We start from the raw sequence: 13462 nt of genomic DNA, 5'->3' as shown, positions 1-13462 counted from the left end.
TAATAAACACTGAGCAAACAGCCATTTGTCTTTGTTACTGAGTTCCATTAACCTGCAATAGGCCAGCTATTGACGAGTTAATGTGCCTTGTTTTCAAAAAAATGACAACTTTGCGTCACAAAAAGCTTAATCGTTTGAATTTAGCTTATTGAACTCATCTATTAAACCGAGTTGAGGGTAAAGTCTTAAATTCGTCGTTCGTAATGGATTACCCCAACGCTCGTTTGATAATTAATCCATTGCGAAAATAGCCTCTGCACGACTCAACATAAATTCGATAAATAATTGTACTTTTCGGGGCTGCTGTTTACGCTGATGATATAACAAACAAATTCGGCGGTTTTCACCCTGCCACTGTGGTAATACCCGAATCAAATCCCCATTTTGTAATTGCTGTTTCACAAACAATGAAGGTCCATACATTATCCCGCCATCATCAACACATGCCTTAATTGCCCCGTGTAAATCAGCTAAGGTCATTTTGGCCTCACCTTCATAATAATATTCTTGGTCGCCGTGCTTTAAAGTCCAATTAAATAATGGCCACACCTTAATTAAACGATGGTGATGAAGCTGGTTGGGATAGTCTATCTTTTCAGACTGTTGAAGATATTTGTTTGAAGCATATAAACCATAATGCAATACCCCCAATGATTGCGACACCCAAGACGAATCAGGCTGAGCGCCGCCGACAATAGCAACATCAACCCCTTGGTCGATTAAATCTACCGTTTGATTATTTTGGCTAATATGCAAATTAATATCAGGATATAGCTTAGAAAAGTCATTCAACGTCTGCATCAATATCATCGAGGTAATTGAAATCGGCGTAGCAATTCTTAAGGTACCACTGGGTGCAGATGTGGTTTGCTGATTCAAATCATCAAACTGATTAATCAGTTGATAATATCGTTCAAATAACTCAGCCCCTTCTTCCGTTAAACGCAACTTACGGGTACTGCGCATGATCAATTGGGTATTTAAGCTGGTTTCTAGTTTGGCAATTTTTCGGCTAACCGTTGCCACTGGTATATTTTGTAACTGGCTAACCTGTGAAAAGCCGCCTGCGCTGACCAAATGGACAAATAAATGAATCAGCTGTAAATCACTTGGGCAATGAGGGTTCATTGGTTTTCATCGAGGATTGCAGGGTTGGCTACTATATCATTTTGCCTTAGAGGTAGTACACAGTTGGCATAAACAACCAATAATGAAAATCTTTAAAAGCGGCGATAAACGCCGCCGTTATTATTACACTTTAAAGTGCGCGACCAATTTAGCAAGTTTTTCAGAACCTTGTTCAATTTGACTGCTATTTTGATTGATGTCCTGATTATATTCCCTGTTCTCAACTGACATGTCGTTGATACGAGTAATATTCATATTTAACTCCGCAATAACCGCACTTTGCTCTTCTGTTGCGGCTGCTATTTGAATATTCATTTGTGATATTTGCTCAATTGAATTTTTGATCTCATCAAGTGCGCCAACCACTTGACCTGTTTCTGAAACCGTTTCATTTGATTTGATTTTCGCTCTTGCAACCGAAGCATTAACACTGTCTATCGCGTGACGAATGGCATCGATAATACCGTTAATTTCTCGGGTTGAATCTTGCGTTCTGCTGGCAAGGGTGCGCACTTCATCTGCCACAACCGCAAACCCCCTTCCAGCTTCGCCGGCTCTAGCGGCCTCAATTGCAGCATTAAGGGCTAATAAGTTTGTTTGCTCAGCAATACCTACGATCACATCTAATATCTGACCAATTTTACTCGAACTAATTTGCAGTCCATTAACCACTTCTTCAGTATGAATAAGTTCACTAGAAAGCTCATTAATTTTACCCATGGCATTATCTACCACTTTGGCGGTTTTATCCGCTTCAGCATCAGCAGAATGCGCACTTTGGGCTGCAAGTTGCGCATTAGAAGCTACTTCTGAGGCCGTCATCGACATTTCATTAATAGCTGTGGCAACATTCTCAGTTTCCATCTGTACATTTGTTGAAACCTGATTAGCTTTTTCAGCAATGGCTGACATGCCACCCGCTAACTCAGTACTGTGTTGAATAGACTCTCCCACAGAAGCAATGACATTCTGAATTTTGGAGGTAAACATATTAAAGTGAGTGGCAATCTCTTTTAATTCGTCCCCACCTTCTTCTGATAATCGCAAAGTTAAATCACCCTCACCTTTAGCCACATTTTCAAAGGCCGTTATAGTCGAGCGCATCGGCACTGAAACGCTCTGAATAATAATATAAAGAAAAATAAGAACTGGCAGCCAAACTAACGCCAGTAACAACATGTAATCATAAACAAATTCGCTTTCTTGTGCGTTAATATCATCAACATAAATACCGGTTCCAATTATCCAATTCCAAGGGGAGAATTTTTTAACCACTGACATTTTAGGACTTGGAGTTTCTTGATTTGGCTTGTTCCACATGTAATCAACTCTGGCTGAATCTTGAGTATTAGTTCTATCAATCATCAATTGGAATAACTTTATCCCGTCAGGATCTTTCATTCCTATTACACTGGTATCAACAAGTTTTTTGGCAAAGGCATGTTGAATCATCATGCCTTGGGTGTTTATCGTAAAATAGTATTCTTGCCCAGCGTAGCGTAAGTGATCGAGCGCGGCGATAGCCGACATTTGCGCCTGCTCGATTGTTAACTCACCTTGCTCACTACGTTGATAATATTGATCGACCACAGCAGTTGCCGCATCAACTAACGCATGTAGTTTGGCTTCCTTTTCGGCGATCAGTACATTATCTATACGGCTAAGGGCAAATAGAAACATTAAAATGGTTGCCACAATGCTGAGTACTAACATTCCGAGTAATCGTTTCGAAATGCTCATTTTTCGTAATAGAAGGTTTATAGCGTTCATATAACCACCTGACAGGATTAAAAAAATAAAGTAAAGTATTTTTTACCTTAAAAAGTTGTGACACTCTAGAGACTATATCGTTAAAACAAAACTCACCTTTAGTCTGATGTGTTGAACTGTTTAGTTATTATTATCTTTCTAAATTTGGGTCAATTCCGACAGTTTGTCAAATGTAAAACACAATAAATCAGTATGTTAGATAACTCTAAAGTGGTATAAGTACCATTGATGAACAAGTGTATTCGAGGTGTTTTATATCACCTTTAAACTAAACGTATTAAAGGAACATTCATGCACAGAACCAACATCGTTATCACAGGTGCAAGTTCAGGTCTTGGTCTTGGTATGGCAAAACAATTTGCGCTAAAAAACCATAATCTGGCTTTATGTGCCCGTCGTGTCGAACAACTAACGTTACTCAAAGAAGAATTACTATTAATCAACCCAAATATAAAAGTGCATATTTATCAGCTGGATGTAAATGACCATGAGGCAGTTTTTTCTGTATTTAAACAATGTCAAAAACAAATGGGATCAATTGATAGGATTATTGTCAACGCAGGCATTGGCAAAGGCGCATCAATTGGAACAGGTTTTTTTAAAGCGAACTTAGCTACTGCTCAAACCAACTTTATTGCCGCCATTGCCCAATGCGAAGCTGCAATGGAAATATTTAGACAGCAAAACAGTGGTCATCTAGTGACAATATCATCAATCAGTGCCGTTAGAGGGTTTAGACGAGCAATGACCGTTTATGCAGCAACCAAAGCTGGACTCACCTCTTTATCTGAGGGGATAAGAATTGATGTGATGCACACACCAATCAAAGTGACCTGCGTTCATCCAGGTTTTATTCGAACGGAAATAAACGAAAACGTCAAAACAGTTCCTTTCAGGGTAGATTTAGAAACTGGCTGTAAAGCTATTGTTAAGGCCATCGACAAAGAAAAAGGTAATGTGTATGTCCCAAGTTACCCTTGGGCTTTTTTACACTGGATACTTCGGGTTTCGCCTTTACGCTTGATCAGAAAAATGAGTTAACCGCTTTCTTCAAGGCTGTAATTGCAAAAAACCAAACATTACTATTTGGTTTTTTTGAGATGATTTTACCGCTTTTAAGACATTATCTTTTATAGAAAAAACCAACAACATAAGCAAGCGCTAAGCGGCGACGACTTGCTTAGCCTTACGTAATGGATGTAAGCGGTTATGCATCACTTTAATGGTATCAAATTGATTGAGTGTCTTGGTATCAGATAAAGCACAAGACTTAGATAGAAGCATCACAGTAGCGGCTTGTAGACTGTCTTCAACCACTAAAACTAACACACCTACACCATTGCAATTAAGTTGAAATAATTTACCTGTGCTGCAAAATACACATTCATCACTGGCACTGAAAAACCATGATTTTGGCATTTGAGGTTTAAGTAAGAAATGTGCAGCTGTAGCATTGAGTGCTGTTTGAACCACCCCTGCATCGGAAATGTGTAACACCTTAGGTAAAATTTCAAGCAAGCGAATATAATATTTAGCGTGTTCAACACTAAATTCTGTCATTCCTAACGCATCAGGAATAAGTAGCTTTGTCTTATATGGGGTTAAGAACTCCATCTCGGAACCTAACGATATACTTAGCTGCTGATATCTTGTGTTAAATTCCCAATGCCAGTCCTTATTTGGCATTAATAACATGATGCAATTTCACCTAAAAATTGAATACTTTTTGATAATAGATGATATTTCGTTCAATATCAAAATTATTTTATAAATTTTTATCTATATTTCATCATGTTAGAATCATGTGCGATCGCTATGTTGCGATCGCGGCATGATTTTTGATCAGTAATTTGACAAATCAGTCGTTATTTTGAACGATAAGCAGAAACGATCTCTGACACTAATTTTGGTCCTTGGTAAATAAAACCACTATAAATCTGCACCAGCGTTGATCCTGCAGCAAATTTATCATTTGCATCCTGTGCAGAATTGATCCCACCCACACCAATGATCGGGATCTGGCCATTTAAATAACCCGCTAAGGTTTTGATCACTTTTGTAGAAAGATCGGTTAATGGCTTACCACTTAACCCACCCATCTCTTCTGCATGTTCAAGCCCTGCTACTGCATCACGACTTAACGTGGTGTTAGTCGCTATCACACCATCAAATTGATTTTTAATCAGTGAATCAGCAATAGACTTAATTTCTTCATCAGTTAAATCTGGCGCAATTTTCAATGCAACTGGCACATACTTACCATACTTTGCCGCTAATTCAGTTTGCTTAGCTTTAATTGACCCCAGTAAATCATCTAATAATTCACCGTACTGTAAGGTACGTAAACCCGGGGTGTTAGGTGATGAAATATTCACTGCAATATAAGCACTGTACTGATATACCTTATCCATACAAATTAAATAATCGTCTTTACCCTGCTCTACTGGAGTGTCTTTGTTTTTACCTATATTAACGCCCACTAAGATATCAGACTTTTTTGCCATCAAATTACGGACTAAATTATCAACACCTTTATTGTTGAAGCCCATTCGGTTGATGATGCCTTGTGCAGGCTTTAGACGAAATAATCGTGGTTGGTCGTTACCAGGCTGTGGACGAGGTGTGACTGTGCCAACTTCAACATGACCAAAACCCATTGCATGAAAAGCATCAATAGACTCGCCGTCTTTATCTAATCCTGCCGCTAATCCAACGGGATTTGGAAAGGTAATCCCCATACATTCTACTGGTACTTGGGCAACATTTTGACGATAAAAGCAATTAAGCGGCGTATTGCCAGTCATTTTTAAACTGCCAATAGCGACGTTATGAGCCAGCTCAGGGTCAATCTGAAACATGACTTTTTGTGCGAGTTTGTAAAACATGTTTTCTCCTTGGCCTAAAAAAAGCCCCGGCAATCGCCAGGGCTAGTTCGTATTATAAAGAATTACTTCTGACCTTCGCAATGCAAAATCAGTAAGTTAAGTTCACGTAAGGCGACTGAGAACTTAGCAAATTCATGTGTTTGAGATACTTTAAAGTCAGCTAACATATGATACCAACGCTGGAGTAAAGTTTTATTACTCTTTATCCACTCATTAATCACAGTGTCCGCATCACAGGTATCACTACAAGTACGCAGTACCGCTGAACTAAGCGCACGTTGTTGCCAATCCAATTCTTCACGGAATGCCGCACGTGCTAATGCTTGCCAATGGTTAGCGACTGGTTGAGCACTAATTTGCTCTAAGAACCAGTGCAGTTCAACTTTTGCACCTAACTTAAAGTAAGTTTCAGAGACTAAATCTACTGATTTATTCTCAATTTCAGCAATTTGAGCAATATCTAACGCAGAGAATAATGTACTCATTTTAGCAACGACTTTAGCGACAGCCATTGGTACATTTTCTTTGGTTAAAGAATTAATCTCTGCTGAAATCGCTTTCACTTCAGCGGCAATCATATATTGATCAACGTTGTCTTTGAGCTTTTCAAACACAGGCTTAAAGAATTCAACTGTTTGTTCAATGTTATGACTACGGTTACGATGACGAATAAACCAACGGCAAGCACGGCGCATATTACGGCGTAATTGATGTAGCATCTCACCTTGAACGATTGCTGGAATAATCCCGTTCAAATCGGTTATTGATTTAGTTAACTCATCTAAACCAAATACTTCACGTGCCATAGTGTAACAAATGGCAGCTTCAGCAACTGAGGCACCAGTCTCATCTTGCATACGTTGAACAAAATTGAAGCCCATGTCATTGACTAATTCATTCGCCAGTGAAGTTGCAATAATTTCTCCACGTAGTGGATGATTTACCATCTTATCTGCATATTTGGCTTGTAATTTCTTAGGGAAGTAAGCCACCAATAATTTACTTAAGAAACTGTCTTCAGTAATTTCTGGTGTCACTAACTGCTCTTTCAATACCATTTTTGCGTAAGCAACCAAAACCGATAGCTCTGGACGTGTTAATGCACGGCCATTTGCAAGACGTTCTGCGAGATCATCATCCGTTGGTAAGAACTCTAATGCACGATCTAACTTACCGTCTTTTTCAAGATAATGAATGAAGCGTATTTGCTCTTTTAACTGAGATACACCATGTACTTGAGTCACAGAAATCGTACGCGTTTGGTCTTTACAGTCTTGAAGTACAATTTCGCTCACTTCATCAGTCATTTCTTCAAGTACACGGTTACGTTGTTTCACGGTTAACTCACCGGCAGCAACTAATGTATTTAAGAAAATCTTAATGTTTACTTCGTTATCTGAACAGTCAACACCCCCCACGTTATCGACGAAGTCAGTATTCATGCGACCGCCATTGGCTGCATATTCAATACGACCAAGTTGGGTACAACCTAAGTTACCACCCTCACCGATAATTTTCGCGCGAACTTCGTTTCCGTTTACACGCAGTGCATCGTTGGCACGGTCGCCCACTTCAACATGAGATTCTTTGCTTGATTTAACGTAAGTGCCAATACCGCCATTCCATAACAGGTCGACAGGCATTTTCAATAATTCTTTTAACAACTCAATCGGATTCATGGTGTCTTTATCTGTAGACAACATGGCTTTGATTTCAGGAGTTAATTTTAATGATTTAGCCGAACGTAAGAAGATCCCACCGCCCTTGGAGATTAACTTGGCGTTATAATCTTCCCAACTAGAACGTGGTAATTCAAATAAACGTTTACGTTCAATGTAGCTTTCAGCAACATTTGGATTTGGGTCGATAAAGATATGCATGTGGTTAAAAGCAGCCACTAGCTTGGTGTGTTCTGATAACAACATACCGTTACCAAAAACATCACCCGCCATATCACCTATACCTAAACAGGTAAAATCAGTGGTTTGACAATCAACACCAATTTCGCGGAAATGACGCTTAACCGATTCCCAGCCGCCTTTAGCAGTAATACCCATTTTCTTATGGTCATAACCATTACTACCACCAGAAGCGAACGCATCACCTAACCAGAAATCATATTCAATTGCGATTGAGTTAGCGATATCTGAGAAAGTCGCTGTACCTTTGTCAGCAGCAACAACTAGATATGGATCATCTTCATCGTGACGAACAACATCAACCGGTGGCACAACTTCGCCATTTTTAATGTTGTCAGAAATGTCTAACAAACCACGAATGAATAAACGGTAACACTCTTGACCTTCAGTGAAGAATGCCTCACGACCGCCCTCTGTTGGCAACTGTTTACACACAAAGCCACCTTTTGCACCTACAGGTACAATTACGGTGTTTTTAACTTGTTGTGCTTTAACTAAACCTAACACTTCAGTACGGAAATCTTCACGTCTATCAGACCAACGTAAACCACCTCGAGCAACTTTACCGCCACGTAAATGAACACCTTCAACTCTTGGCGAGTAAACAAAGATTTCGAATTTTGGCAGTGGCTTTGGCATTTCTGGAATTAAATTCGGTGCAAATTTAAATGACGTATAAGCTTTATTATTACCATTGGCATCAGTTTGATAGAAGTTGGTACGCAAGGTTGCGTTAATTAAATCTAAATAACGACGAATAATACGATCATCATCAAGACTTGAAACATCATCAAGCTGCTTGTTTACTTGCTCTAAAAACTTGCTTAGTGTGCGAGTTTTTAATTTAGGGTTAAACTTGCGAATAAACATCTTCACAAGTAAATCGGCAATTTTCGGATAACGACTGAAGGTTTCTTCAATATAAGACTGGCTAAAGGTTGCATCGATTTGACGCATATATTTAGCATATGCACGTAAAATTGATACTTCACGACCGTTTAATCCAGTTGAAAGCACCATGCGGTTGAAGCCATCGTCTTCCAGCTTTTTCTGCCACACAAGTGATAATGCCGTTTGGAAACGTTCTTGGCTATCAGCTAGGTTTTCGATTGCAGCACCCTGGACTGTCATTAAGAAGTCAAGGATCCAGAAGGTGTGCCCATCGCCAGTTTTAACTTCATAAGGACGCTCATTAATCACGCGTAAACCAAAGTTTTCAAGCATTGGTAATACATCAGATAAATGAATAGGCTCATCTTTATGGAACAGTTTCAAACGTACTTTGTTGTCATTCAGCGCTGTTTCTTGCGGTTGATAGAACAACATACCCAATTTGTGATCGTCGTCTAATGCTTCAAGGTGCTGAAGATCAACTACAGCAGAACTGGGTAATACATCATCTTTGTAACTTTGTGGAAAGGCGTTCGAGTAACGTTTAGTTAAGCCTGTACCAGCTTGTTCGCCTAAGGCATTGTTTAATGCCGAATGTAATTTATCATCCCATGAGCGAGCAGCTTCTATAAGGTTGTGTTCAATAGCGGCCACATCTACATCCATATTATTGTTGTCGACTTTGATAATGTAATGCGTGCGAGCCAAAGTAGACTCTGAGAAATATGTTGTAAATTCAACATCTTCATTACTATTAAAGTGCTGGGCAAGAATTCGTTGCGTATCTTGACGGAACTTGGTGTTATAGCGGTCTTTAGACACATACACTAAACACGATAAGAAACGACCAAATCCATCTTTACGTACAAATAACTTCAACTTATCTCGGTCTTGCATCTGCAAAACACCATGAGCCATATGCGAAAGTTCTTCAACTTTTGCTTGTATTAACTCATCACGGGGCAAGTTTTCAAGAATATTCAGCAACGCTTTGTAATCGTGCGAACGTGGTGCAAGACCTGACAGGTCCAGTACACGTTGTACTTTCTCAGCAAGCAATGGAATTTCACGTGGGCTGCGATTATAAAGATTAGATGCATATAAACCGATGAAACGATCTTCACCAATGACATTGCCTTTTTTATCGAAACGTTTGATGCCGATATAATCAACATACGCTGGACGATGAACACGACTTTTTGCAGAGCTTTTAGTCAAAACCAGTAAACTTGAGTCTAATGCCTCTTTTCGTGCACTGTCTGATAGGGTCGATAGTAACAAACCTCGATCACTCGAAGCATTTTTAGAACGGCTCATTAAACCTAAGCTCGTTTCTAGATCAGGTACTAATTCCACATCACCTTCAACACGTTTTAAGTCATAGTAACGATAACCTAATAGGGTAAAGTGATGGTTATTTAAGTAAGTTAGATAATTAACTGCTTCAGCCAACTCAGCTTTATCACCTGGAAATGGACGCTTAGGTAATTGCTTAATGGTGTCAGTCAACTTCACTGACATTTTTTCCCAATCAACAACTGATGCAACAACATCGGCAAGCACTGACTGAATTTCTTTTTCAATCGCTTTTATATCAGCATCGCTACTTTGCTTATCAATTTCAATTAAGAAAACTGCGATATTATCGCTGTTTTTAGGTGCGTTATTTACAAAACTCACCTGGGTTACTGATTTTTTATCACGCACAACCGCTAATGGCGTATGCAGCATGACATGAGCGGTAATTCCCATTCTGTTTAATGCCATAGTCAAAGAGTCGACTAAAAACGGCATATCAGGTTGAATCACTTCAATCACACTGTGGCTTGACTGCCAACCATGCTTAGACTGTGTTGGATTAAAAACTCGTATATGGGTGTCAGTTGGTGCAGTTTTGTTTAAGGCATTCCAAAGACTAACTACCGCGCCATATAAATCACTGTCATTTCGGACATTGAGGTCGTCACGTGACATATGGGTGTAGAGACATTGGGCAAACTGTTCAACTTGCTTTGCTTGTGAATTAGGGATTTTTGAATGAATCAAATTGACTACATTTTCTAGTAGTACAGAAGGCATTGCATCTTTAAAGGCCATGTTGCAGATTCCTTAAGCGTCTATGGCAGCGCTTTTATCATTTTATGGATGCTTCGGCTTGTTTGGCTCAGTAATTTGGTTACTGAGATCTGCGGCAAAGTTTATTACTAAATTGCTGCTATATCGAGGAAAATTTTAGTGGTAGATCCTCTATTTATCCAGTTTCATAGCTGATATTTTGTTTAAAATGCAATTAAACGCGCCGATTTAGATTAACTATGCAAAAAAAAATGGAGAGCAATGCTCTCCATTTTAATTAAGCTGTTGTTTTTAATTTGGTTTACGCCAAAACAATGCAGAAAGTGCTGGCAGGATAATAATCGCTCCTAACATATTTACTAAAAACATAAATGTTAACAAAATTCCCATGTCCATTTGGAATTTGAGCGCTGAAAAGAACCAAGTACTCACACCAATAGCTAAAGTTAATCCAGTAAAGATTACAGCACTGCCTCGTTCAACCAATGCTTCGAAATAAGCTTGTTGTACCGCCATACCATTACTGAGTTTATTAGACATAGTGGATAAAATATAAATACCATAATCCACACCAATACCCACACCCAGTGCAATAACGGGTAAAGTACTGACCGCAAGACCAATATCAAGCATGGTCATAAGCGCTTGAGCTAAAGTTGATACAACATATAGAGGAATAATAACCGCAATCGTTGCTTTCAGAGATTTAAAGCTAATTAAACACAGGAAAAACACCGCACCATAGACATAAATCATCATAGGTAATTGCGCTTCGCTGACCGCTTCATTTGTCGCAGCCATAACCCCAACAGGACCAGATGCCAACTTAAACTGCAACTTATCGCTATTAAGTTCAGCTGCCACTTGCTTAACCTTATTAACAACAACTTCAATGGTTTCTGCCTTGTGATCTTTTAAGAAAAGATACACAGGCATCACAGAACAGTTACCGTTTAATAAACCTGAAGTAGTTGGTACTTGACCCACAGCTTGCACCAAACTAGCTGTTGTACGGGGTAAAATTTGCCATTTAGGATTACCTTCGTTAAACCCAGCATTTACCGCTTTGGCAATGGACGCCAAGCTCGCTGTCGATTCTACCCCCGGAGTATTGCCTACCATCCATTCAAATTGGTCAATTTGACTAAGCATAGAGTGATAAGTACAGGCCTCTGGCTCAGCTTCAACAATCACTGTCATCACGTCTGTGGTGATAGAAAAATGATCCGTGATAAAAAATGTATCAAGGTTATAACGTGAATCTTGATGAAGCGCGGGCGCGCCACCTTTTAAATCACCAATTTTCATTTCGGTTGCTTTCATAAAGCCCACACCATATAAAACGGCTGTGCAGCTTAAAACAATCACCGCATATTTGGGTGTCGCAAACTTAGACAAGCTACGCCAAATATTCTCAATTTTTTGCTTTTGAACAGGATCTTCTTCGGCATTAGATAAATTGGTGTAAGAGATCACCAAAGGAAGCAAAATAAGGTTAGTAAGGATAATCACCCCTACTCCTAAAGAAGCTGAAATCGCTAACTCACGTATAATACCAATATCGATTGCAAGCAAGGTTAAAAATCCTACGGTATCGGAGAGCAACGCGACACCACCAGGAACTAATAAGCTACGGAACGCTGAAGCTGCAGCTGCTTTAGTGGCTTGACCATCAATAACTCGACGTCGTACCGCATTGATCATTTGTACGCCATGACTCACGCCAATCGCAAATACCAAAAATGGCACCAAAATCGACATGGGGTCGAGACCAAAGCCAACGACGGTTAATAATCCTAATTGCCAAATCACCGCCATTAAACTGCACATTAACGGTAAAATGGTAAGCATTATTGACTTGGAGAAGAGATACACCATCACTGCGGTTATGAGGATAGCAATGAGGAAAAACAGCAATACCCCTTTAGCACCGTCTGCAACATCACCTGCCATTTTAGCAAAGCCGATAATATGGATTTTAATATTGTCGTTTTCAAACTGGCCACGAAGCTTTTCTTCGAGTTGATTAGCAAATTCAATGGTATTTAATGCTTCACCGGTATCAGGATTAAAATCCATCAACTGTGCTGATACCATCGCGGCTGAATAGTCATTAGCAATTAACCGCCCAACAATACCTGCTTTTTCAATATTATCGCGTACAACAGTTAAACCATATTCGTCAGTTCTAAAATCGGCTGGAATAACTGGACCGCCCGCAAAACCATCTTCAACCACTTCAGTAAAACGAGTTGAAGGAGAAAAAAGTGATTTAACCTGCGAACGCTCGACTCCATCGATAAAAAACAGCTCATCGTGTACTTTTTTCAAAGTGTCAAAAAATACCGGGTTAAAAATATTACCGCTGGTATCTTCAACCGCCACCATAATGCCATTGGCACCACCAAACTCTTTTTGGTGCTTAGTGTAGGTTTGCATGTAAGTGTGATTTAACGGGATATTCTTACTAAAGGCCGCATCCATTTTAAGCTGGCTGGCTTGGTATCCTAAAAATACCGTAATAAAAATAAAAGATATGATCACCCACATGCGATTGCGGAATAAGTGAGTTTCGAAACTATTGACCAGTTTTTCTAACATCTTGTCGGCCCTATTATTGTTGTTTTAATCTTAATAGTGGCTACTAAAAAAACAGTAGCTTTAAGGATGAACAAATCATCTTTTATGTTATCAAAATGAATTAGATAACATCTTATTATTGTCTTTAAACGATTTGGTGCAGTGAGTATGAACATTGATTGCCTTGGTGAAACAGTATCAACATTTACCCAT

7 protein-coding genes are annotated in these 13462 nt (G+C 39.3%); 1 reads left to right on the top strand and 6 read right to left on the bottom strand.

What is annotated here, in order from left to right; translation table 11 throughout:
- Positions 1-231: 231 nt before the first annotated feature.
- Complete coding sequence (locus ORI98_RS12070; RefSeq protein ID WP_261296666.1) at positions 232-1128, bottom strand: LysR family transcriptional regulator; 897 nt, start codon at positions 1126-1128, stop codon at positions 232-234.
- 123 nt (positions 1129-1251) lie between these two features.
- Positions 1252-2898, bottom strand: coding sequence for a methyl-accepting chemotaxis protein (locus tag ORI98_RS12065; RefSeq protein WP_306135368.1), 1647 nt, complete (start codon positions 2896-2898; stop codon positions 1252-1254).
- Positions 2899-3189: 291 nt separating this feature from the next.
- Between ORI98_RS12065 and ORI98_RS12060 the strand changes: the two genes are divergently transcribed.
- Positions 3190-3939 carry an SDR family oxidoreductase gene (locus ORI98_RS12060; protein WP_261296668.1) on the top strand — a complete coding sequence of 250 codons (750 nt, stop codon included), beginning with the start codon at positions 3190-3192 and terminating at the stop codon, positions 3937-3939.
- A gap of 120 nt (positions 3940-4059) precedes the next feature.
- Here the strand turns inward: ORI98_RS12060 and ORI98_RS12055 are convergent, their stop codons facing one another.
- The 4 genes from ORI98_RS12055 to ORI98_RS12040 form a co-directional block, all read right to left on the bottom strand.
- A complete protein-coding gene (locus ORI98_RS12055) occupies positions 4060-4593 on the bottom strand; it encodes a cell division protein ZapC (RefSeq protein WP_306135367.1) in 534 nt (177 codons plus the stop codon).
- 170 nt (positions 4594-4763) lie between these two features.
- Complete coding sequence (pyrD, locus tag ORI98_RS12050) at positions 4764-5783, bottom strand: quinone-dependent dihydroorotate dehydrogenase (RefSeq protein WP_306135366.1); 1020 nt, start codon at positions 5781-5783, stop codon at positions 4764-4766.
- Between the two features lie 62 nt (positions 5784-5845).
- Positions 5846-10690, bottom strand: coding sequence for an NAD-glutamate dehydrogenase (locus tag ORI98_RS12045; RefSeq protein ID WP_306135365.1), 4845 nt, complete (start codon positions 10688-10690; stop codon positions 5846-5848).
- 270 nt (positions 10691-10960) lie between these two features.
- On the bottom strand, positions 10961-13270 hold the full coding sequence (locus tag ORI98_RS12040; RefSeq protein ID WP_306135364.1) for an RND family transporter: 2310 nt from the start codon (positions 13268-13270) through the stop codon (positions 10961-10963).
- Positions 13271-13462 lie beyond the last annotated feature (192 nt).

This window comes from Shewanella sp. ULN5, from assembly GCF_030731885.1.
In the GTDB taxonomy this organism is placed as follows: Bacteria; Pseudomonadota; Gammaproteobacteria; order Enterobacterales; family Shewanellaceae; genus Shewanella; species Shewanella holmiensis.
This window is presented reverse-complemented; position numbering and strand designations above follow the sequence as displayed.

Bases quoted from the DNA above. Each gene is read 5' to 3' on its own strand.
- ORI98_RS12070 (WP_261296666.1), bottom strand. From the start codon at position 1,128: ATGAACCCTCATTGCCCAAGTGATTTACAGCTGATTCATTTATTTGTC.
- ORI98_RS12045 (WP_306135365.1), bottom strand. From the start codon at position 10,690: ATGGCCTTTAAAGATGCAATGCCTTCTGTACTACTAGAAAATGTAGTC.
- ORI98_RS12040 (WP_306135364.1), bottom strand. From the start codon at position 13,270: ATGTTAGAAAAACTGGTCAATAGTTTCGAAACTCACTTATTCCGCAAT.
- ORI98_RS12055 (WP_306135367.1), bottom strand. From the start codon at position 4,593: ATGTTATTAATGCCAAATAAGGACTGGCATTGGGAATTTAACACAAGA.
- pyrD (WP_306135366.1), bottom strand. From the start codon at position 5,783: ATGTTTTACAAACTCGCACAAAAAGTCATGTTTCAGATTGACCCTGAG.
- ORI98_RS12060 (WP_261296668.1), top strand. From the start codon at position 3,190: ATGCACAGAACCAACATCGTTATCACAGGTGCAAGTTCAGGTCTTGGT.
- ORI98_RS12065 (WP_306135368.1), bottom strand. From the start codon at position 2,898: ATGAACGCTATAAACCTTCTATTACGAAAAATGAGCATTTCGAAACGA.